The 23,661-nt window shown below is 35.8% G+C and carries 22 protein-coding genes and 1 tRNA gene; 18 read left to right on the top strand and 5 right to left on the bottom strand.

Annotated elements, in window-relative coordinates:
* Position 1 precedes the first annotated feature (1 nt).
* The 4 genes from U0R10_RS04135 to U0R10_RS04150 are packed head-to-tail and all read left to right on the top strand — an operon-like array spanning position 2 to position 4,390.
* Positions 2-1,141, top strand: coding sequence for an MFS transporter (locus U0R10_RS04135; protein ID WP_377982686.1), 1,140 nt, complete (start codon positions 2-4; stop codon positions 1,139-1,141).
* A 1-nt stretch (position 1,142) separates the two neighbouring features.
* Positions 1,143-2,003 (top strand): helix-turn-helix domain-containing protein, encoded by an 861-nt coding sequence (locus tag U0R10_RS04140; RefSeq protein WP_377982687.1) that lies wholly within the window; start codon positions 1,143-1,145, stop codon positions 2,001-2,003.
* Positions 2,004-2,061: 58 nt separating this feature from the next.
* Complete coding sequence (locus U0R10_RS04145) at positions 2,062-3,372, top strand: sugar porter family MFS transporter (RefSeq protein WP_377982688.1); 1,311 nt, start codon at positions 2,062-2,064, stop codon at positions 3,370-3,372.
* A gap of 10 nt (positions 3,373-3,382) precedes the next feature.
* Positions 3,383-4,390, top strand: a complete 1,008-nt coding sequence (locus U0R10_RS04150; protein ID WP_377982689.1) for a GntR family transcriptional regulator — start codon at positions 3,383-3,385, stop codon at positions 4,388-4,390.
* On the opposite strand, the gene U0R10_RS04155 is transcribed toward U0R10_RS04150, so the two are convergent.
* Positions 4,383-4,832, bottom strand: coding sequence for a GNAT family N-acetyltransferase (locus tag U0R10_RS04155; RefSeq protein ID WP_377982690.1), 450 nt, complete (start codon positions 4,830-4,832; stop codon positions 4,383-4,385). The genes U0R10_RS04150 and U0R10_RS04155 overlap by 8 nt on opposite strands.
* A gap of 2 nt (positions 4,833-4,834) precedes the next feature.
* On the bottom strand, positions 4,835-5,851 hold the full coding sequence (locus tag U0R10_RS04160; protein WP_377982691.1) for an RluA family pseudouridine synthase: 1,017 nt from the start codon (positions 5,849-5,851) through the stop codon (positions 4,835-4,837).
* Between U0R10_RS04160 and U0R10_RS04165 the strand changes: the two genes are divergently transcribed.
* Entirely contained in the window at positions 5,850-6,710 is an 861-nt protein-coding gene (locus U0R10_RS04165; RefSeq protein WP_377982692.1) for a 1-aminocyclopropane-1-carboxylate deaminase/D-cysteine desulfhydrase, read from the top strand. The genes U0R10_RS04160 and U0R10_RS04165 overlap by 2 nt on opposite strands.
* Here U0R10_RS04165 and sufB read toward each other — a convergent pair.
* On the bottom strand, positions 6,699-8,153 hold the full coding sequence (gene sufB, locus U0R10_RS04170) for a Fe-S cluster assembly protein SufB (protein ID WP_377982693.1): 1,455 nt from the start codon (positions 8,151-8,153) through the stop codon (positions 6,699-6,701). The genes U0R10_RS04165 and sufB overlap by 12 nt on opposite strands.
* Positions 8,154-8,232: 79 nt before the next feature.
* Positions 8,233-8,697 (bottom strand): Lrp/AsnC ligand binding domain-containing protein, encoded by a 465-nt coding sequence (locus tag U0R10_RS04175; protein WP_377982694.1) that lies wholly within the window; start codon positions 8,695-8,697, stop codon positions 8,233-8,235.
* A 417-nt stretch (positions 8,698-9,114) separates the two neighbouring features.
* Here U0R10_RS04175 and U0R10_RS04180 point away from each other — a divergent pair, with 417 nt between their 5' ends.
* Both U0R10_RS04180 and pgi read left to right on the top strand, forming a co-directional pair.
* Positions 9,115-9,750, top strand: a complete 636-nt coding sequence (locus U0R10_RS04180) for a peroxiredoxin (protein WP_377982695.1) — start codon at positions 9,115-9,117, stop codon at positions 9,748-9,750.
* 106 nt (positions 9,751-9,856) lie between these two features.
* Entirely contained in the window at positions 9,857-11,506 is a 1,650-nt protein-coding gene (gene pgi / locus U0R10_RS04185) for a glucose-6-phosphate isomerase (RefSeq protein WP_377982696.1), read from the top strand.
* On the opposite strand, the gene hisS is transcribed toward pgi, so the two are convergent.
* On the bottom strand, positions 11,503-12,870 hold the full coding sequence (gene hisS, locus U0R10_RS04190) for a histidine--tRNA ligase (RefSeq protein ID WP_377982697.1): 1,368 nt from the start codon (positions 12,868-12,870) through the stop codon (positions 11,503-11,505). The genes pgi and hisS overlap by 4 nt on opposite strands.
* Positions 12,871-12,952: 82 nt before the next feature.
* Between hisS and U0R10_RS04195 the strand changes: the two genes are divergently transcribed.
* The 11 genes from U0R10_RS04195 to U0R10_RS04245 all read left to right on the top strand — a co-directional run bounded on the left by U0R10_RS04195 (position 12,953) and on the right by U0R10_RS04245 (position 23,636).
* The gene (locus U0R10_RS04195; protein WP_315575503.1) at positions 12,953-13,096 is read left to right on the top strand and encodes a hypothetical protein; all 144 of its coding nucleotides are present in this window, start codon (positions 12,953-12,955) and stop codon (positions 13,094-13,096) included.
* 73 nt (positions 13,097-13,169) lie between these two features.
* Entirely contained in the window at positions 13,170-13,925 is a 756-nt protein-coding gene (locus U0R10_RS04200; RefSeq protein WP_377982698.1) for a 3-keto-disaccharide hydrolase, read from the top strand.
* A gap of 54 nt (positions 13,926-13,979) precedes the next feature.
* Positions 13,980-14,744, top strand: a complete 765-nt coding sequence (locus U0R10_RS04205; protein WP_377982699.1) for a class I SAM-dependent methyltransferase — start codon at positions 13,980-13,982, stop codon at positions 14,742-14,744.
* A gap of 1 nt (position 14,745) precedes the next feature.
* The gene (locus U0R10_RS04210; protein WP_377982700.1) at positions 14,746-16,035 is read left to right on the top strand and encodes an aminopeptidase P family protein; all 1,290 of its coding nucleotides are present in this window, start codon (positions 14,746-14,748) and stop codon (positions 16,033-16,035) included.
* Positions 16,036-16,296: 261 nt separating this feature from the next.
* Positions 16,297-18,084: a translation elongation factor 4 gene (gene lepA, locus U0R10_RS04215; protein ID WP_377982701.1), complete on the top strand. Its 1,788-nt coding sequence runs from the start codon at positions 16,297-16,299 to the stop codon at positions 18,082-18,084.
* A 73-nt stretch (positions 18,085-18,157) separates the two neighbouring features.
* Complete coding sequence (locus U0R10_RS04220) at positions 18,158-19,783, top strand: 2-oxo acid dehydrogenase subunit E2 (RefSeq protein ID WP_377982702.1); 1,626 nt, start codon at positions 18,158-18,160, stop codon at positions 19,781-19,783.
* 61 nt (positions 19,784-19,844) lie between these two features.
* Positions 19,845-20,708, top strand: coding sequence for an ATP phosphoribosyltransferase (gene hisG / locus U0R10_RS04225; protein ID WP_377982703.1), 864 nt, complete (start codon positions 19,845-19,847; stop codon positions 20,706-20,708).
* A gap of 1 nt (position 20,709) precedes the next feature.
* Positions 20,710-21,972 (top strand): histidinol dehydrogenase, encoded by a 1,263-nt coding sequence (hisD, locus tag U0R10_RS04230; RefSeq protein WP_377982704.1) that lies wholly within the window; start codon positions 20,710-20,712, stop codon positions 21,970-21,972.
* On the top strand, positions 21,972-23,021 hold the full coding sequence (gene hisC, locus U0R10_RS04235) for a histidinol-phosphate transaminase (protein ID WP_377982705.1): 1,050 nt from the start codon (positions 21,972-21,974) through the stop codon (positions 23,019-23,021). Before hisD ends, hisC begins: the two co-directional genes overlap by 1 nt.
* Positions 23,018-23,560 carry a hypothetical protein gene (locus tag U0R10_RS04240; RefSeq protein WP_377982706.1) on the top strand — a complete coding sequence of 181 codons (543 nt, stop codon included), beginning with the start codon at positions 23,018-23,020 and terminating at the stop codon, positions 23,558-23,560. Before hisC ends, U0R10_RS04240 begins: the two co-directional genes overlap by 4 nt.
* Positions 23,561-23,562: 2 nt before the next feature.
* Positions 23,563-23,636: transfer RNA gene (locus U0R10_RS04245), tRNA-Ala, on the top strand.
* The last annotated feature ends 25 nt before the right edge of the window (positions 23,637-23,661 follow it).

Raw genomic sequence — 23,661 nt, forward strand, 5'->3', positions numbered from 1 at the left:
TATGGTGAAGTCACGCGTTGGTATTGGTATACTTTTCTTATTGTGTGGATTTAATTTTGCTAGTTGGGCAACGAGAATACCTGATTTTAAACAATTATTACACCTTTCTGATGCTGCATTAGGAACCGTATTAATGGGACTCCCAATTGGCTCCTTGGTTTCATTACCTTTAGCTGGTATATTAATTGCGAAGTATAACTCCAAAATTATATGTTTACTGGCCGTTTGCATGTATATAGCCATTATACCTTTACTAGGATATAGTCAAAATGCCTACCAATTATTTGGGAGTTTATTTCTTTTTGGTATGTCTGGTGATATATTAAATATTAGCATGAATACTCAAGTGGTCGCACTTGAAAAGAAGCTTGCAAAAATATTAATGTCATCCTTTCATGCTATTTTTTCAGTTGGTCTAATGTTGGGAGCTCTAATAGGCAGTTTAACTGTAACATTTAAAATGGGACTTAATACACATTTTTGGGCTATCGCATTAATCAATCTAGCTCTAATACCAACCTTCTATTTTTTCTTGTTGCCAGATGAAGAAAGATCACAAAATGATCATGCTAATTCAAATATATTGAGTTTAGACAAATATTTAATTACACTGGCATTGATTGCATTTTGTGGCATGCTGTGTGAGGGAGCCATGGCTGATTGGATTACATTATACTTTAAAGAAAATATAACTTCCCATATATTTCCACAAACTATCGGGTTTACATCCTTCGCCAGTGCCATGGTCGTAGGCAGATTGGCGGGCGACTATTTATCAAATAAATTCAATGTAAAAAATATTTTAGTAGTAAACGGATTATTAATCTCATTAGGTATTTTCATTACCATTAACTCGCCTTTCGAATTCGTTAAAATTTTAGGGTGTTTTATAGCGGGTCTAGGTATTTCTACCATTGTTCCATTAATCTATTCAATAGCTGGAACACAGGAAAAAATACAACCATCCATAGCAATCGCGGGTGTATCAACGATAGCGTATATTGGTTTTTTAATTGGACCGGTAGTCATTGGTTATTTAGCGGATATATTTAGCTTACAGAATGCTTTGATTTTATTAATTATATTAGGATTAACAGGTAGTTTAATTGCAAAAACATTATTACCAAATTCGGCAAAATAATATGTTTATTCATTATCAGAAACCAATTGCGTCACTTGAGCCTTACATAGATCATTTATGGGAAAAATCTGTTTCCACTCTATCAGATATTCCGTATGAAATTGAAACTATTTTCCCCGAAGATCAACTAAATATTACGTTTACGTTAGGAAGTCCATATTATAGAGCACAAAAGGACCCGGCAAAATTTGAAGAAATTAATACACATGTTGTAGAAGCCTTACATACGATTCCTAGTTATTACAAACACGCACTAGGGAATCATATATTTGGAATTAAATTTAAGATTGGAGGATTGTTCCCTTTTGTTGGATCTTCATTTAAACAAATAGTCAATACAACCATTTTATTAAATGATTTTTTGCCTGTTCATTCTGATGTAATCGAACAAATCATACATGCTGATTCGTTTGAAAAAAGATGCGATCAATTTCAAAATTTTCTAATCAACTTACTTGTTCCAAAACGCAAAGAAAAATTAGACCGTTTAAATGATTATTTGAATAAAGAAGAGGAATTTAGCCAACTAAATGATTCAGCATACAAGACACTTATGCGACTGTTTATTGAAGTAACTGGAATAACTCCTAAAGAATACATTCAGATTAAGCGCATTAATAAATCCTTGTCTCAAATATCTCAGAAAAAAGATGTTAAAAGCCATGAACTAGCGGATATGCTAGGTTTTTATGATTCTGCGCATTTTACGAATGAATTTAAGAAGTATACTGGGAAGACTCCCAAAGGATTCAAAAGTGAGATATCATCAACTGTTTCTAGTGAAATCGTTCAAGAATTTAGACAATATATCTCCCCAGAACATTTGTTATTCTATACGTCAAAAGTACACGCGCAGAAATAGTCTATTTTTTACAATATATATTAATTTTTAATCATCAAAATTGCAGGAAAATAAACATATGAATAAACATTTACTTTTTTGGTCCATAACTGTTGGTTTAGGTGGTATGCTCTTTGGCATGGATATGACTGTAATTTCAGGAGTTGAAGGTACAATTAAAGAGTTATGGAAATTAGATGATTGGACACACGGTTTTGCCATGGCAACAGCGCTATATGGAACTGTGCTAGGTGCAGCTTTCGGTGGAATACCAGCTGACAAATTTGGCAGAAAGAAGACACTACTATGGATAGGTTTAAGTTTTTTAATATCTTCCATTGGTGCTGCACTAGCGAATGATGTAAATAGTTTTATGATTTTTCGCTTTTTGGGTGGTCTTGGCATTGGTGCCTCATCCGTGGTAGCCCCAATTTATATATCAGAAATTGCTCCAGCAAAACATCGTGGGAAACTAGTTATTTCATTTCAGCTTAATATTGTTTTAGGAATATTATTAGCATATGTTTCCAATTACTGTTTAAATGGTATAGGTGAAAATGACTGGAGATATATGTTGGCCATAGTAGGACTTCCAAGTCTATTATTTTCTATTCTAATTCTTTTTACACCAGAAAGCCCAACATACCTTTTATTGAATCGAAATGATCGAGTTGGTGCACAAAAAATACTCTCCATGGTAGATCCGGATGCAGGGGAGACCATTAATCGAATATTGGCAAATAAATCCACTTCTAATCAGGTTGATCGTATTTTCACAAGTAAATACTTTAAGCCTTTATTATTGGCCTTTTTCTTTTCATTTTTTAATCAATTGTCTGGGATTAATGCAGTTCTGTATTATGCACCAAGAATTTTCGAAAAAGCTGATTTAGATAAATCTAGTGCGTTATTGCAATCTGCAGGAATTGGTGTGGCTAACTTGATTTTTACCCTATTTGGATGGTATTTAATCGATCGTGTAGGTAGGAAAGTATTGATGTATATCGGTTCAATAGGATACATCGTATCATTATTACTAATCGCTTATTCATTTTATAGCAGTTCATTTGAATTAGTGCCTGTGTACATTTTTGCATTTATCGCTGCGCATGCTATCGGACAAGGATCAGTCATTTGGGTGTTTATTTCAGAAATATTCCCAAATTCAGTCAGAGCTTCTGGAATGGCATGGGGGTCGCTAACTCATTGGATACTAGCGGCATTAATCACCAATTTCTTTCCTATTTTTACAACATTATTTGGCGAAACCTATATCTTTTTATTTTTTGCATGTATGATGGTTTGCCAATTAATTTATGTGAAGTTCTGGATGCCGGAGACCAAAGGAGCTACATTAGAAGATCTAGAAAAACAAATAGTTTTACATTAGACATTGAATTATGATTCAGTTTGACCCAAATAGCAATAAGCCTAAATACCAACAGTTAATTGATGGTATCGTACATGCTATTGATTTAGGCGAACTAGAAAGAGGCAAGCAGTTGCCATCCATTAATGCCGTAGCAAGTGAATTCAGCATGGCAAGAATGACAGTTACAAAAGCATATGATGAACTAAGAGAACGTGGTTTAATTACTTCACATCATGGAAAAGGCTTTTATGTTTCCAGTACAGATACAAGAAGTGCCATGCATGTATTTATATTAATGGATGCATTAACGCCTTACAAAGAAATTCTTTTAGATAGTATATTAGATAATCTAGGTCCAGATGTTACCCATGCGCTCTTCTTCCACTATCATGATATCAAGTTATTTGAATCATTAATTAATGATAACATTGGTAAGTTTAATCATTATATCGTCTTACCTCATTTTAACATAAGTGTGGCTAAAATTCTGGCTAAAATCCCGAAAGAGAAATTATTAGTGTTAGATATTGATGTTAAAGAGTTCGGAGCAGATTATTCTATTTTGTATCAAAATTTTGAACAAAATATGTTTCTTGGTTTAGCTGAGAGCCTTTTTAAGATAAAAAAGTATTCCAGTTTAAATTTAGTTTTAAGTAGTAAGAGTTTTCAATATACGCCTCAAGGAATCATTAATGGCTTTACCATGTTTTGCGAAAAGCATCATATAAATTATGATATTATTCCCGACCTAGAAGAGGAGTATGATATAGCTAAGAACCACGCTTATATCGTTTTTAGGGAATTTGATCTAATTAAAATGATCAATTGGTGTACGAAGAAGGAATGGAAATTTGGAAAAGAAATTGGGGTAATCTCCTATGATGATACGCCTTTAAAAGAAATTATCTCAGAAGGTATTTCAGTAATTTCGAATGACTTTTATTTAATGGGTAAACGGGCTGCAGAAATGATCTTGAATAAAGAAAAGGGGAGATTTTCAAACGAATATTATTTCATTGATCGCAACTCTATTTAATATTTAGGTTAACGTTGATCCACTCCCCATCTAAATTGGCATTATATTTCTTATAAAATTCAATAGCGGGTTTATTCCAATCTAATACTTGCCACATTAAACCTGAACAATTGCTTTTTTTAGCCTCTTCAATGGCTAAATCCAATAATACTTTTCCCATTCCAAGTCCCCTGAATTCCTCTTTTATGTATAAATCTTCTACATATAAGCGTTTGCCTTTCCACGTAGAAAATCTAAAATACCACAAACAAAAACCAGCAAGCTTTTCGTCAAAAAATGCCAAATTACATTCAAACAACGGATTATCTTGGAATCCATTGGATAAATAATCTTGAATAGTCGCTGTTACTTCTTGGGGAGCTTTTTCAAATAAAGCTAACTCATTTACAAGTAAGAGTATATCATTCACATCGGATGAAACTGCTTTTCGTATCGTTATCATAGTTAATTCAAACTGCGTAATTTGGTTAATAATTGACTAAAATCTTCAGGAAATTCACTTTCAAACTGAACCCAATCCTTTGATTTAGGATGTTCAAATCCTAAAGAAAATGCATGCAACGCTTGCCTAGGGCATGTCTTAAACATATTATCCACAAATTGCTTGAAGTTAGCCATCGTACTCATAAAGCGAATTTTATCACCTCCATAAGATGCATCAGATAGTAAGGGATGTCCAATAGATTGCGCATGCGCACGAATCTGATGCGTCCTTCCTGTTTCTAAATTGAACTTAACAAATGAGCAGAAACCAAAAGTTTCAATTACTTCATAATGAGTAATAGCTAATTTTCCCTCTTCACTATCTTCCGGTAAAATGGTCATTATTTTTCTGTCCTTCGGACTTCGCGTAATTTTTCCACGAAGTGTTCCTTTTAGCTCCTTGGGAACACCCCAAAGTATAGCAAAATATGTTCGCTCAATTGTATGATCAAAAAACTGTTTAGCAATAAATGTTAAAGCAAATTCTGATTTAGCTACAACCAAAAGACCTGAAGTATCTTTATCGATACGATGAACTAATCCAGGCCGAATATCACTGGATCCTGGTAAATTTTGACAATGAAAAAGCAGTCCATTAACTAAAGTACCACTCCAATTGCCATGAGCCGGATGAACAACCATACCTGGAGCCTTATTCACAACGATGATGTCACTATCCTCAAATAGTATATCGATTGGTAAATCTTCAGGAATAAGCTCTGTATCTCGTGGCGGTTGGGCAAATGATATAGAAATAGCATCAAAAGGCTTAACCTTATAATTGGATTTAATCAAATTTCCATTGACACGAACTGAACCCGCAGATATTCCTGTTTGAATTCTAGAACGACTTGTATTCGAAATTTTCAATAATAAATACAAATCAATTCTCATTAATTGTTGACCTTTGTCAACTACAAAATTGTAATGCTCAAATAAATCATCTTCAGATTCTAATTGATCTACCTCTTGGTCCATGGACATACATTTATTTGAAAGTAAAACACTACAACTGCCCTCTCCTATTCAGGAATTAAATATTTCTCAATTTAAGGAAGCAAATGTTCGCGTATTTGTTAAAAGGGATGATTTAATTCATCCCATAATATCGGGTAATAAATGGCGCAAATTAAGAGAATATATTCGTTTAGCGAAAGAATTCCCACAATTACCCTTGGTAAGTTTTGGCGGTGCCTATTCAAATCATTTATATGCCTTAGCTTATATTGGCCATGAATTTAAAATACCTACTATGGGTATTATTCGTGGTAAGGAGTTGAACAAATCAAGTAATCCTTTTTTGGAACAAATGTTCAACTGGGGTATGGAATTACATTTTATCAGTCGAGAAGATTATAAAGAAAAAATTTCACCCATAAAAAGAGACTCGATACTTATTCCAGAAGGTGGATATAGTGAAATTGGAATAAATGGAATACAAAATTTAGTCAGTGAATTAGAAAACTTCAACCCCAGTCATATCGTTACTGCGGTAGGAACAGGTACTACCGCTTTAGGTATTCATAAATACTGGAAGAAACCGGTCATCGGCATATTGACTTTAAACAACTTAGCTGAAATTCAACAACACGAAGAAGAATTAAACTCTTCGGGAATAACCTGGAAAACAGACTATATCATGGGAAAATATGCGAAAGAAACCCCCATAATTAATGATTTTTGCCAATCTTTTGAAGAACAACATCAAATCAAAATAGAACCTATTTATACAGGAAGAATGTTTTATGGATTGTATGATATGATTGCAAAGAAAGCCTTCCCTGAAGGTTCAACTATTTTGGCCATACATACAGGTGGAATAAAATTACCCAACTGATCCCTCCAATGAAACGGCTAAAAGCTTCTGAGCTTCCACGGCAAACTCCATTGGAAGTTGATTTAAAACCTCTTTAGCATATCCATTTACAATTAACGCAACGGCCGTTTCTGACGATAAACCACGCTGATTACAATAAAATATTTGGTCTTCTCCAATTTTAGAGGTGGTAGCTTCATGTTCAACAGATGCCGTATTGTTTTTTACCTCTAAATACGGAAACGTATGAGCACCACATTTATCACCTAGTAATAATGAGTCACATTGAGAGAAATTCTTTGCCTTTTCCGCTTTTCGTGAAACTTGAACTAGACCACGGTATGAATTTTGAGAAAAACCAGCAGAAATACCTTTAGATACAATTCGAGATTTTGTATGCTTACCCAAATGTATCATTTTAGTTCCCGTGTCTGCCTGTTGATAATTATTTGTAACAGCCACAGAATAAAACTCTCCTATCGAATAATCACCTTTTAGTACAACAGATGGATACTTCCAAGTCACTGCAGAACCCGTTTCAACTTGTGTCCATGACAATTTAGCATGTGCTCCATCACAAATTCCACGCTTAGTAACAAAATTGTAAATACCACCCTTACCTTCTTTGTCACCCGGATACCAGTTTTGAACTGTCGAATACTTAACATCTGCACCTTTGTGTACAAAAATCTCTACCACAGCAGCATGTAGTTGATTTTCATCACGTTGTGGAGCTGTACATCCTTCTAAATAACTGACATAAGAATCTTCATCAGCAATGATCAATGTACGTTCAAATTGACCTGTACCTGCTGCATTAATTCTAAAATAAGTTGATAGTTCCATAGGACAACGAACGCCTTTAGGAATGTAGCAGAAAGAGCCATCTGAAAATACAGCGGCATTCAAAGCAGCAAAGAAGTTATCTTTTACAGGGACAACGCTACCCAAATACTTTTTAACTAATTCAGGATGCTCTTTAACAGCTTCAGAAATAGAACAAAAAATAATTCCTTTCTCAGCTAAAGTTTCCTTGTACGTTGTAGCTACTGATACGGAGTCAATAACAGCGTCAACAGCCACAGCAACTCCAGAAATACGTTTTTGTTCGTCTAATGAAATGCCTAATTTTTTAAATGTCTCTAGCAATTCAGGATCAATTTCATCTAATGAATTAATTGTTTTCTTAGGCTTAGGAGCGGAATAATACTTTAATGCTTGATATTCTGCTGGCGTATAGTTAAGATTAGCCCAAGTAGGCTCTTGAAGAGTTTTCCAATGTCTAAAGGCTGCTAATCTCCATTCAAACATCCACTCTGGTTCATTCTTTTTATCTGAAATGAAACGTATCGTAGATTCGTCTAGCCCTATAGGAGCCTCATCTGTATCAAAATGAGATTCAAATCCATATTTATATTCTGAATTTGTAACTTCTACTAAAATATCGTCTTGATTTTCTGCCATTTCGAACTAATTTTTGAATTGCAAAATTACAAAGGAAAATGAAGAAAAATATAGTTTATTTAGAATTACTCTAAATAAACTAAAATAATGGTGTATTACGTATTAAACTTTCTTCTAAGGAGATGAACGTTTCTGTTCGCTGAATTCCAGTAACACGTTGAATTTTATCATGCAGCACCTCACGTAAATGTTGGGTATCCCGACAAATAATTTTAGCAAAAATACTGTAAATACCTGTGGTATAATGAATATTAACAACTTCAGGAATAGCTTTTAATTGCTTGGCTACATCTTCATATAATGAGCTTTTATCCAAATAAATACCTAAAAAAGCAGATATATCCCAGCCAATTTTGGAATAGTCAATTAACAATTGAGCACCTTTGACAATACCTAGAGACTCCATTTTTTTCATGCGCACATGCACAGTCCCACCAGAAACATCTAATCGCTGACCTATTTCAGTATAGGGTAAATTAGCATTAGCCACCAATATCTCAAGAATTTTATAATCTAAAGGATCTAAATCAATCTTCTTTTCCATGTAATATTTTTAATGAATTGACTAATTTGTTATATAATTTCCAACAAACTTATAATTTTTTTAAAATATTTTGAATTATTTAATTCGTTAGCCTATATTTGCATATCGATAATTACAAAGGTAGTTATTTTTTCACTGTAGGGTGATGAAACTGGCAGACGTGCCCTCCTGTCTCGGGGGTGGTGGTTCTAGGATAAACACGGCATAATGGGTTGACCACTAAATCAGTTCTGTGTCGAGGCTAACTACACCTTGGAGGTTCGAATCCTTCTCCTACAGCATTTTGATTAATTTGTTTTTAGTTTGTTGATGAAGTGTAATGTTAAAAGCAATTCTATTTTAGAATTGCTTTTTTTGTTTGGATAAAGTCTATAAATTAGATAGAAATAATAGTATAAACCAATCAATCAATCAATCATGTCAATTCACTTAGGCGATATCGCACCAGACTTTACTGCAGATACTACTAAAGGCCCTATTAGCTTCCATGAATGGATAGCTGACTCATGGGTTTTGTTATTTAGTCATCCTGCTGATTTTACTCCAGTTTGTACAACGGAATTAGGCAAAACAGCCTTATTATCAGATGATTTCAAAAAAAGAGGTGTAAAAGTTATTGCCATTTCAGTGGATGACTTAGCATCACATAATCTATGGGTACCTGATATTGAAGAGGTTAATTCTGTACAAGTTGATTTTCCAATTATAGCAGATCCAGAAAAGAAAGTTGCCTTACTTTACGACATGATACATCCAAATGCTTCTGAAAAAGCTACTGTACGTTCTGTATTTATTATTGGACCCGATAAAAAGATAAAATTAACGTTAACCTACCCCGCTTCTACTGGTCGTAATTTCACTGAAATTCTTCGCGTGATAGATTCATTGCAGTTAACTGCTAATTATAAGGTAGCTACGCCAGCAGATTGGAATAATGGCGATGACGTAATCATTATTCCAGCTGTATCGAATGAAGAGGCAATTAATCGATTTCCAAAAGGGTTTACATCCATTAAACCGTATTTAAGGAAAACTCCTCAACCATACCTATAAAGGGAATAAATAATACAGTTAAAGGGGTATAAGGTCAACTTATCCCCCTTTTATAATAACAAGGAATATCGTATTTTTGAAAATTACAAAGCCAAAAGTATACTCAATGACATTATCCAATATCGCCTTCTCTAAAACTAAGGCTTATCAAGATTTACTCCAAGATCGCCAAAGACTATCACAAACACACCTAATTAGCTTGTTTCAAAAAGATGCTAATAGGCAGTCAAAATACAACATAATTGACCAAGATATTTTATTGGATTTTTCCAAAAATATCATTGATGAAGTTACATTAGCCCACTTAATCGACCTAGCTAATGAATGCCATTTATCTGATGCTATTCAAGCTCAATTTTCTGGTTCGAAAATTAACCAAACTGAAGATCGTGCTGTATTACATACAGCTTTGCGTGCTAAAGCCAATCATTCCATTCTTGTTGATGGTGAAAACATTATACCCAAAATACAAGCTGTAAAATCTCACATGAGAGAATTTACAAATCAGATAATATCTGGTGATTGGAAAGGTTATACCGGGAAAGATATTACCGATGTGGTCAACATTGGAATTGGAGGTTCAGATTTAGGCCCCGTCATGGTAACTGAAGCACTAAGGCCATACAAAAATCACCTAAACATTCATTTTGTAAGTAATGTAGATGGAACTCACATCGCTGAAACCTTAAAAAAGGTGAATCCAGAAACAACCTTGTTTCTTATCGCTTCAAAAACATTTACGACACAAGAAACCATGGCCAATGCATTTTCTGCACGTAACTGGTTTTTAGATTTAGCAAAAGATGAACAAGCTGTATCTAAGCATTTTGTGGCTTTATCAACAAATGCTAAAGCAGTCAGTGAATTTGGGATAGATGTTGCAAATATGTTTGAGTTTTGGGATTGGGTAGGTGGCCGTTATTCACTTTGGTCGGCCATTGGATTATCCATTTCATTATCCATTGGTTTTGAAAATTTTGAACTTCTATTAGCAGGTGCTAACGAAATGGATACGCATTTTGCAACAGCCTCATTTGATAAAAACATGCCCGTTGTATTAGCCTTATTAGGTATTTGGTATGTAAATTTCTTTGGAGCTGCCACACATGCTATTTTACCATACGACCAATACATGCATAGATTTGCAGCGTATTTCCAACAAGGTGATATGGAATCAAATGGCAAAACAGTAGATAGAAGTGGTAATCGGGTAGATTATGCTACTGGACCCGTTATTTGGGGCGAACCTGGTACCAATGGACAGCATGCTTTTTATCAATTAATTCACCAGGGATCACAATTAATTCCAGCAGATTTTATTGCCCCAGCCATTACGCATAACAACATTGGCAACCACCATACACTTCTCATGTCGAACTTTTTTGCTCAAACCGAAGCTTTGATGAATGGAAAAACCAAAGAAGTGGTAGAAGAAGAACTGAAAAAAGCCGGTAAAAGTGAAGGAGAAATAACTAAACTAAGTCCATTTAAGGTGTTTGAGGGAAATAAGCCAACTAACTCAATATTGGTTAAGCAAATAACACCGAAAACCCTTGGAGCATTAATTGCCATGTACGAACACAAGATTTTTGTACAAGGTGTTATTTGGAATGTATTTTCTTATGATCAATGGGGTGTAGAATTAGGTAAGCAATTAGCTAATTCAATCTTACCGGAATTAGAGAATAATGAAAAAATCCACTCACATGATAGTTCTACGAATGGATTAATCAATCAATTTAAAGCATGGCGTTAGTTAAGCGCTCGCACTAAATCTGAAATGGAGAGCACACGTTGTTCTCCATTTTTCATTTCTTTTAGGGTCACCGTCCCATCTTTTATTTCCTGCCCCCCTATCACGCCCACAAATGGAATGCCTTTTTTATCGGCGAACTCAAAGGACTTCTTGATTTTAGCTATATCAGGATAAACTTCGATAGCTAAGTTATCCTTACGTAATTCATTTGCAATTCTTATGGCAACAGACTGACCTTGTTCATCAAAATAGGTCAACAATAATTTACTTGCACTTAATTGAATATCAGGAAACAAATTTAACTCACGCATGACATCGATAATTCGTTCGATACCAAATGAAATACCAACCCCACTCATATTCGGCAATCCAAATGCTTCAGTCAGGTTATCATAACGGCCACCGCCAACAATCGAACCGAATGGGAGATCGGACGCTTTACCCTCATAAATCAAACCTGTATAATAACTTAATCCTCTAGCTAATTTAAAATCAAAAAATACGTTTGAATTATCAAATCCATTCAAAGAAGACAAATACAAAACCGATTTGATTTCAGAAAGACCTGCTAAGCCTATGGCATTTCCAGCCAAGAAATCAGTTAAAAGCTGAACTTTTTCATCATTAGTACCTTCAAAATGAAATAGCCTTTTCAATGATTCAATCTGAGAGGGAGCAAAACCATTTGATTCTAATTCAATAGCTACGGCATCCCAACCGATTTTATCTAACTTATCTATCGCAACTGCAAAAGGGGTAAATAAATCAGCGGCACCTACTGCCTCAACTATACCAGTGAGAATTTTGCGCGAATTAATTATCAGGTTTGCTTTTAGGCCTAAACCTAGAAAGATAGATTGGAACAAAGCGATTAACTCTGCTTCATTCACCAAAGATTCTGATCCAATAATATCAGCATCACATTGATAAAATTCTCTATAACGACCTTTTTGTGGACGATCAGCGCGCCAAACAGGCTGAATTTGTGAGCGTCTGAATGGAAAAGCTATCTCATTACGATTCATAGCTACAAATCGTGCAAATGGTACAGTTAAATCATAGCGAAGGCCTTTTTCTGATATTTGAGGAAGTAAAGCCTTTGATCCCAAATTCATTGGATCGCCTGATACCTTACTTAAATAATCTCCTGAATTAAGAATTTTAAACAACAACTGATCACCCTCATCCCCATATTTCCCAGTTAAAACTGATAAATTCTCCATGGCTGGAGTCTCAATTGTTTGAAAGCCGAATGCCTCAAAATGTCCTTTAATTATTGAAAAAACATAATTCCGCAAGGCCATTTCTTTCGGACCAAAATCTCTAGTACCTCTCGCATTATTGGGCTTCTGTATTATTTTCATAAAACAAATTTAATTAATCAAGACAGATTATTTGATATATACGCAATAATTCCTATTTTTGCAGACCAAAATTATTATCGACATGGCCGTAACTAGACTAAAAAGAAAAGACAGAAGAAATAAAGCAGTAGCTAACAATAAAGTGGAGGCTATCAAAATCTTAAAACAAAGACCAATTATTAAATTAGTAGATGTTGAGGCTATCAAAGCTTCATTTGCTAAATAATAAATAATTCTTGAAATTGGAACCGGTATTTAATACCGGTTTTTTTTTGTTCAAATTAAATCTATCCTACTTTATGAAAATCAAAATTATACTTGCGACATTGGCAGGAATTGCCATAAGTAGTACATCTTTTGCTCAAGACCATCGGCATGTAATTACAAATCCAACAAAACCTGGAAACACGGAATATTGGGATCCAGAAGTACGGGTAGTAACACCGGGCAAAATTCCATCTGATGCCATTGTGTTGTTTGATGGTAAAAATCTAGATAATTGGGAATCAATTAAAGATGGTGGTCCTGCCGCATGGAAAGTAGAAGATGGCAAAATGACTGTAGTAAAAGGAGCTGGACATATTTCTACTAAGCAAAAATTCACCAACTACCAGCTACATATTGAATGGCAATCTCCAATCGAACCAGAAACCTTGAAAAGCCAAGGAAAAGGCAATAGTGGTATTTTCATGCAAGGCATGTACGAAGTTCAAGTACTAAATTCATACAATAATCGTAGCTATCGAAATGGTCAAGCTGGAAGTATTTATAAGCAGTCCGCTCCTTTAGTTAATGCTACAAGTCCTATGGGTGAGTGGAATGTATATGACATCATTTACACCGCTCCTGTATTTACAGTAAATGGAGGCATTGAAACGCCTGCTTATGTAACTGTCATTCACAACGGAGTAGTTGTACAAAACCATACGAAGATTCAAGGAACTACCGAATACATCGGCCAACCAAAAAATCCAGTACATGGTGCAGGTCCGATCAGTTTACAAGATCATGGCAATCCTGTTAGTTTCCGTAACATTTGGTTACGTGAAATGTAATTTAAATTCTTACAGGAAGGTATTGCCTGACAGTACCTTCCTTTTTTTTGTTTTATGAAATATATTATCAGCTGGGTACTTCGTCACATTCCAAGAAAAATTATCCAATTATTTGCGCATAGATTATTAAAATTATACAGTTTATTTCTGTCTGGAAATAAAGTATACTGCCCTGTCTGCGACCATAAATTCGCTAAATTTTTACCTTACGGCCGGTTGCAACCTAGAGAAAATGCGCTTTGTCCTTCCTGTTTAAGTTTAGAGCGGCATCGATTGATGCATTTATTCTTAAAAAACGAAACTTCATTTTATACCAGCCATCCACGTGTACTTCATGTGGCTCCGGAATATTGTTTTATTGATCGTTTTGAGACCTATTTAGGTGACAATTATATTACGGCTGATATTGAATCCCCATTAGCAAAAATTAAAATGGACTTACATAATATTCCATTTGAAGATAATTCGTTTGATGTGGTTTTCTGTAATCATGTGTTAGAGCATGTGCGTGATGATGTTCGATGTATGCAGGAAATTCGGCGTGTACTAAAACCAGATGGTTTTGCCTTGTGCCAAAGTCCACAACGATATGATCTCGAAACCACGTATGAAGATGCAAGCATTACTGATCCAAAAGAAAGGGAGATTCATTTCTTACAGGATGATCATTTACGTATATATGGACGTGATTTTGGTACCCAATTAGAGAAATCAGGGTTTACCGTTATACCCTTCAACTTAATCGATAAACTAGGACTAGACGAAAGTAAACGAATGGCCCTACCATTAGAAGAAATAATTTACCAGTGTAAAAAATAAGATGCGCTACCAACCATTCCCTTCCGATCTGTTTGTTAAAAACCGTGCTAAATTAGTGGCAGAGCTTCCACCTAAATCAATTGCACTGATTAGTTCAAATGATATTATGCCAACAAACGCTGATGGCAGTATGGGTTTTAAACAACAGACTGACTTATTTTATTTGTCAGGACTTGATCAAGAAGAAACACTATTATTAATTTATCCAGATGCTCCTGAGCCACATTTAAAGGAAATAGCCTTTATTCGAGAGACATCAGAATTAATTGCAATCTGGGAAGGCCATAAATACACCAAAGAAGAAGCCACAGCAATTAGTGGAATTAAAAATATTCAATGGTCAAGTAATTTTGAAGCAGTTTTAAAAACGCTTATATATTCAGCTGAAACAATTTTTATGATCGATAATGAACATATGCGCAATAGTTCATTAGTTGAAACTCAAAATGCTCGTTTAGTAAAAGAGATTAAAGTAAAATATCCGCTACATACGTTCGGGCGCCTGGCTCCCATACTAAATACGTTACGTATGAAGAAAGAGCCAGCAGAGATAAAAGCACTACAACAAGCTATTGATATCACCGAAAGTGGATTTAGACGAATTTTAGCATTTACAAAACCTGGTGTTTGGGAAAACGAAATCGAAGCAGAATTTATACACGAGTTTATTAAAATGCGAAGTGGAGGATTTGCTTATACACCCATTATAGCCTCTGGAGCAAATGCATGCGTGCTTCACTACATTGAAAACGAACGAATCTGTCAAGACGGAGAATTAATATTATTAGATGTGGGAGCAAGTTATGGTAACTATAATGCCGATATGACAAGAACAATCCCTGTTAATGGAAAATTCTCTGCTCGTCAACGACAAGTGTATTTAGCCGTACAAGCCGTATTAAACTTTGCAACAGATTTAATGCGACCAGGTATTTACTGGGTTGATTACCAAAAACAAGTTGAAAAATTCATGGAAGGTGAACTCATCAATTTAGGTTTATTCAGCCAAAATGACGTTGACAATCAAGATCCCAACAATCCGATATTCAAGAAATACTTTATGCATGGGGTAGCCCATCATTTGGGATTAGATGTGCATGATATATGGGACAAATACAAACCATTTGAACCTGGTATGGTACTAACCTGTGAACCAGGCATTTACATACGCGAGGAAGGAATTGGTATTAGACTTGAGAACAATCTATTAATTACCGATGGTGCACCGATTAATCTAATGGCAAATATTCCAATAGACATCGATGAAATAGAAACACTCATGTCGCGGTAAACTTGTATTATTTTTTGAGCTAGTTTGTATTTAGAAATATTATTTAAACCTCTCTCCTACTATTTGCATCATTTATATAGATATGCAATCACTGCTTAACTATATTTGTAAAATGAAGTTAGTGTTTCTAAGCAAATAGATCTACACAAGCCTCAAAAACAGTTTATTCTTTGTTGGTATACGATTAATATACCTTTTGAGAATAACATATGGCTATACGTAACGTGTGAAAGCCAATCTAATTAGTAGTAAAATACATAAATGAAAAACATTCGGAATTTTTGCATCATTGCGCACATTGATCACGGTAAAAGCACCCTGGCTGATCGTTTGATTGAGTTTACCAATACCGTTCAAAAACGGGATATGATGAACCAATTATTAGATGACATGGATTTAGAGCGTGAACGTGGTATCACCATTAAGTCCCATGCCATTCAAATGCAATATCCAAAAGATGGCGAGATTTATACATTCAACCTAATTGATACCCCAGGTCACGTCGATTTTTCATATGAAGTATCACGGTCAATTGCAGCTTGCGAAGGCGCCCTTTTGATCGTTGACGCATCTCAAGGCATTGAAGCACAAACCATATCAAATTTATATTTAGCTATCAATCATGATTTAGAAATCATCCCGGTATTAAATAAAATCGACTTACCGGGAGCTATGCCAGATGAAGTATCTGACCAAATTATTGACTTAATTGGATGTAAAAAAGAAGATATTATACATGCATCTGGAAAAGAAGGTATTGGTATACAAGAAATCTTAGATGCCGTTGTCGCTAGAGTTCCTGCTCCTAAAGGAGAACCCAACGAGCCATTACAAGCCTTGATTTTTGACTCAACTTTTAATTCTTATCGTGGAATTGAAGTAATTTTCCGTGTATATAATGGTGAAATTAAAAAAGGAGATCGTGTAAAGTTCATTAATACGGGTAAGGAATATTTTGCTGATGAGATTGGCACGTTAGGTTTGGAACAAGAACCAAAATCAATCATTAAAACGGGAGATGTGGGTTATTTAATTTCAGGAATCAAAGAAGCCAAAGAAGTAAAAGTAGGTGATACCATTACGCAAGTCGCGAATCCATGTACCACAGCTATTCAAGGATTCGAAGAGGTAAAACCCATGGTATTTGCCGGTATTTATCCGGTAGAAACTTCTGAATTTGAAGATTTACGTGATGCGATGGAAAAACTCCAACTCAATGATGCGTCATTAGTTTGGGAACCAGAAACATCAGCTGCCTTAGGTTTTGGATTTCGTTGCGGCTTTTTAGGCATGTTGCACATGGAAATTGTGCAGGAGCGTTTAGAACGCGAATTTGACATGACTGTTATTACCACCGTGCCTTCGGTTAAATTTAAGGTACAAACAACAGCTGGTGAAACACAATGGGTATCAGCTCCGAGTGAACTCCCTGAACCCAATTTGATTAATGTTATTGAAGAACCTTACATTAAAGCACAAATCATTACCAAATCTGAATACACTGGAGTGATCATGAGCTTGTGTATGGATAAGCGTGGAATCTTAATTAATCAAATTTACTTGACAACAGATCGCGTTGAATTGACGTTTGACATGCCATTATCTGAGGTTGTATTTGATTTCTTCGATCGCTTGAAAACAATTTCAAGAGGATATGCGTCATTAGATTATGAATACAAAGGTTATGAACCTGGTTACATGGTCAAACTTGATATCATGTTGAATGGAGAAAAAGTAGATGCTTTATCGGCCATTGTTCATCGAGACAAAGCGTATGATTGGGGAAAGCGTTTGTGTGAAAAATTAAGAGAGTTATTACCACGCCAACAATTTGAAATAGCTATACAGGCGGCTATAGGCCAGAAAATTATAGCGCGTGAAACGGTTAAGGCATTACGTAAGGATGTCTTAGCTAAATGTTATGGTGGCGATATTTCGCGTAAGCGTAAACTATTAGAAAAACAAAAGAAAGGTAAAAAACGAATGCGTCAAGTAGGTAATGTTGAAATACCACAAGAAGCATTTATGGCCGTTTTGAAACTAGATTAACGTAAAATATTTTACTAAAATGTTTTAAAAAGAAGCGTTTAAAGCGTATTTTTGAAACTGAAATATAAAAAGCATGGCTGAAGTTATAAGAATGCCCAAGATGAGTGACACCATGGTAGAAGGTGTCATTGCAAATTGGTTAAAAAAAGAAGGTGACGTAATTAAGTCCGGAGACATCATTGCCGAAGTTGAAACTGATAAGGCAACGATGGAATTAGAGAATTACGAAGACGGAACTTTATTATATATAGGCATTAAAGCTGGCGAAGCAGTACCAGTTGATGGTATTATCGCCATTGTGGGTACACCAGGTGAAGATTATTCATCTTTATTGCAAGCTTCTACTACCGTAGCGGCTCCAGTAGCTGAGGCACCACAAGCCGCCACTCCTACTGCAGCATCTGCACCAGTTGCTTCAGCACCAGCCATTGACCTTAGTGGAATTAAAGCAAAAGCAGTTCGTATGCCTAAAATGAGCGATACGATGATTGAGGGTGTGATTGCTAAATGGTTAAAAAAAGAAGGTGATGTCGTTAAAAGTGGAGATATCATTGCTGAAGTTGAAACAGACAAAGCAACGATGGAACTTGAAAACTACGAAGACGGTACATTATTATATATTGGTGCAAAAGAAGGCCAAGGAATTATCGTAGATGGTATTATTGCTATTGTAGGTGAGCCAGGGACAGATTTTAGACCAATTTTAGCTGCAGAATCAGCAGCACCTGCTCCAGGTCCTGAAGTTGTACAAGCATCAGCTCCTGCTCCAGTAGCTATAAAGGCACCTGAGGCTACTAAAACTGCTGAGGTTAAATCAACTACTCCAGACACAACACAAGCTAGAATCACAGAAGATTCAATCAAAGCTTCTCCTTTAGCTCGCGCTTTAGCAAAAGAAAAAGGATACAATTTAGCCTGGCTTAAAGGAACTGGCGAAGGTGGCCGCATTACTAAAAATGACGTGGAAGATTATAACCCAAGTGCAGGTGGAGCGATGTCTACATTTGTATCAGGGGTAGAAAGTTTTGAAGATATTCCCAATAGCCAAATGCGCAAAACTATTGCGCGTCGCTTATCGGAATCGAAGTTTAGCGCTCCAGAATTCTATCTGACGATGGAAATCAATATGGATAAGGCTATTGAAGCGCGTGTCAGCATGAATGAGATACTTCCAGTTAAGATTTCATTTAATGACATGGTGATTAAAGCTACCTCACTAGCATTAACAAAGCATCCTAAGATTAATTCGTATTGGATGGAGGATCGCATTCGTGTCAACAAGCATGTACATATCGGTATGGCTGTGGCAGTTGAAGATGGATTATTGGTTCCTGTGATTCGCTTTGCAAATGAAAAATCTATCGCACAGATTTCTGCAGAAGCAAAAGAATTAGGAGGAAAAGCGAAGAATAAGCAATTGCAGCCAAAGGATTGGGAAGGTAATACCTTCACAGTAAGTAACTTAGGCATGTTCGGAATTGATCAGTTTACATCAATCATCAACTCACCTGAATCATGTATTTTGGCAGTAGGTGGCATCAAAGAGACCGTTGGCGTTAAAAACGGACAATTTTATGCAACCAATATCATGAAGTTAACTTTAACATGTGATCATCGTGTTGCTGATGGTGCTGCAGGAGCTGCGTTCCTGTTAACACTGAAACAATATCTCGAGGATCCCATTAAAATGTTCTTATAACATTCAAATTGACAAGCCTCGAATCATTTCGGGGCTTGATTATTTAAAGCAAATTGTACGCATGGAGCCAACTAAAATAAGAATTGCTGTTCAGAAATCTGGACGTTTAAGTGAAGAATCGCTTAAGTTATTTAAGGAATGTGGTATCAAATTTGAATCCGGCGGATCCAAATTAAAAACTGTTTCTAGCAATTTCCCTATTGAGTTTTTATTTCTTAGAGACGACGATATTCCAGGCTATGTGGAAGATGGCGTTGCAGATTTAGGGGTTATTGGCGAAAATGTGTTAATGGAGCACAAACGTCAAGTAGATATTGTCAAAGAATTAGGCTTCTCTAAGTGTAGATTATCCTTAGCCATTCCCAGAAATGAAGTTTATACAGGGTTAGAATACTTTCAAGGTAAAAACATTGCTACATCCTACCCTAACTTGACCAACGCATTTTTAGACAAACAAGGAATTCAAGTAACAACCCATGAAATTTCAGGTTCAGTTGAAATAGCACCAAGTATTGGTTTGGCAGAAGCCATTTGTGATATCGTGTCTACAGGTGGTACTTTATTGAGTAATGGACTTAAGGAGGTGGCAACCGTGTTTAATAGCCAAGCAGTATTAATTTCCAACAATACATTAGATTTAGCTAAACAAGATATTTTAGCTAAATTATTGTTTAGAATAGACTCGGTACAACGCGGACAAAATGCAAAATATGTTGTCTTAAACGCACATGAAGATAATTTAGATAAGATAACAGCCTTATTACCCGGCATGAAATCACCATCGGTGATGCCGTTAACTGAAAAAGGATGGTATTCACTACACTCCGTGATTTCAGAAAATGATTTTTGGGAAATCATAGAATCTCTTCGTACTGCAGGTGCAGAGGGAATACTTGTGTTACCTATTGAAAAAATGATTTTATAATATGTTTGAAATAATCAAGTTTCCTGCTGCATCCACTTATTCTGATCTTTGTGAACGTCCTTCACTTGAATCCCGCTCCATGGATTCTCTGATTGATGCTATTTATTCACAGGTTAAGCAACATGGTGATCAAGCGCTCATTGACTATACCAAACAATTTGAAAACCGAGATATTACAGAAATCACTTATTCCGATTCAGAAATAAGTGAACTCGCACTACAAACTGATACTGAATTACAAGAAGCCATCCGTGTTGCTTACGCTAACATCTATGCTTTTCATAAGTCGCAGGTATTGGTTGAAAAACGCATCGAAACGAGCCCAGGCGTAGTTTGTTGGCAAAAATCTACCCCCATCGACAAAATTGGAATTTACATTCCTGGTGGAACTGCACCGCTTTTTTCGACGATACTTATGCTAGCCATACCAGCTCAAATAGTTGGTTGCAAAGAAGTAATTTTGTGTACTCCAGGTATGCACCCAGCATTATTCTTTGCTGCTCAATTATGTGGTGTTACTAAAATGTGTAAAATAGGAGGAGCACAAGCTATTGCAGCTTTAGCGCTCGGAACAGCTTCTGTCCCTCCTGTTTATAAAATATTTGGCCCTGGCAATCAATATGTAACAGCTGCCAAAATGGAGGCTAATCGCATGGGAATCGCTATCGATATGCCTGCAGGACCATCTGAAGTAGCCATTTTTGCTGATTCTAGTGCCAATCCTGTTTATGTAGCTGCCGATTTATTATCACAAGCAGAACATGGAAATGACTCTCAAGTCATTTTAATTAGCACAGATGAAGAAATTATTCTTCAGACTATTACTGAGATTAAAAATCAATTGGAAACACTTCCGCGTAAAGACTATGCGCTAAAATCACTTGACTATTCTAAATTTATTTTAGTCAATCAAGAAAAAGAAGCAATCGATATATTGAATACCTACGCAGCAGAACACCTTATCTTAGCTTGTGAAAACCCAGAGCAATTTGCAGATGCTATACAACATGCGGGTTCCATCTTCCTAGGTCATTATACGCCTGAAGCAGCTGGTGATTATGCTTCTGGAACGAATCATACCTTGCCCACAAACGGATTTGCACATGCCTACTCGGGTGTGAATTTGGATAGTTTTGTTAAAAAAATAACATTACAATCCATCACCAAAGAAGGGCTTAAAAAATTAGGAAAAAGCATTGTGATCATGGCAGAAGCTGAATCGCTACAAGCTCACGCAAATGCCGTAAAATTTAGAATGGACTGATGGATTATCAAAAATTTATACTCCCTCATATTTGGAATTTAAAGCCTTATTCTTCCGCTCGAGATGAATTTAAAGGGAAGGAAGGTGTATTTTTAGATGCCAACGAAAATGCGTTAGGTTCTGGAAACATCGCTCCATGGAATAGATATCCAGATCCCATGCAATGGAATATCAAAGAACAATTGACTGAAATTAAACAATGTTCATTAGATCAAATATTTCTGGGGAACGGATCCGATGAAGCTATTGACTTATTGATCCGAATGACATGTAATCCAGCTAAAGATCATGTTATTATTTGCCCTCCTACGTATGGCATGTACGAAGTGAGTGCTTCAGTTAATAACGTACCAATAATCCGTGTTAATTTAACTGCTGATTACCAACTGAATGTGGATGAAATTTGTGCACGTATCAATGAACAATCAAAACTGATATTTATTTGTTCTCCGAATAACCCAACAGGCAATAAATTGAACAGAGATTCTATTTATACTATTTTGGATAAGTTCACATCAGGCTTTGTGATTGTTGATGAAGCCTATATAGATTTTTCAGATGAACCTAGTTTCATTGCCGAATTAGCCAAATTCCCAAATTTAATAGTCATGCAAACCTTATCAAAAGCATATGGTTTGGCATCATTACGACTTGGAATGGCCTATGCTAATCCAAAAATCATTCAACTATTAAATAAAATCAAACCACCTTATAATATAAGCGGAGCGACTCAAGAACTAGTTGAGCTAGCTTTGGCCAACAAAGAATTTGTAAAAAGCTCTATTGAAACATTAAATAATGCTAAGAAAGACTTAATTTCAGGACTTAATAGTTTGCCGGGTACTAAACATATTTACCAATCTAACGCCAACTTTATTCTGGTGAAATTTGAGCAAGCTCAAGAATTATTTGATTACTTAATAGAACAAAAAATTATAACACGCAATAGGTCCACGGTCACTTTATGTGAAGATTCAATTCGAATTACAATTGGTACAACCGAAGAGAATAACCTATTATTAGATAAGATTAAGCGCTTTTACGCATGAAATTCAAACACATAAAACTAGCTTTCATATTCTTCTTTGTTAGCTGTACGGCACCTGCGTATAGCCAACTTCAAGAATGGGCGGCGGGATTCCGAATCGGGGAACCAGGAGGTTTTATGGCTAGACGTTATTCTGATAATGGAATTAATGCGTTAGAGGTGAATATTGGTACATATGGCGGTTTGTGGGGTACAGATCGTAAGTACCAAGATGGAACGTTTAATAATATTGGTTATTCTATCAATGTGCTGTATCTGTGGCATCACCCAACGATTATAAATTCTGATCTACACACGTACTACGGTTTCGGACCACAATTGAATTCTAGAGATTGGTATGCTAATAGTGTGAGTAATAATTTAGCTGCGAGCAAAAGAGCTTCGGCAATGGGCGCGACAGCAGTAGGTGGAATCGAGTACTTCCCCATCGATGCACCCAATTTATCTTTCTTTTCTGAAATTGGTTTTTATACGGAAATAGCCCCTAATCCATTCTTTTTTCATTTACAAGGTGGAATTGGTGTTCGTGTAAATTTTTAAATGGGGATGTAGCTCAGTTGGCTAGAGCGCTTGCATGGCATGCAAGAGGTCGTCGGTTCGAGCCCGATCTTCTCCACAAAAAAGGACTTCATTTCGAAGTC

Origin of the sequence: Aquirufa avitistagni (assembly GCF_042715545.1) — a bacterium.
Classification (GTDB): Bacteria; Bacteroidota; Bacteroidia; order Cytophagales; family Spirosomataceae; genus Aquirufa; species Aquirufa avitistagni.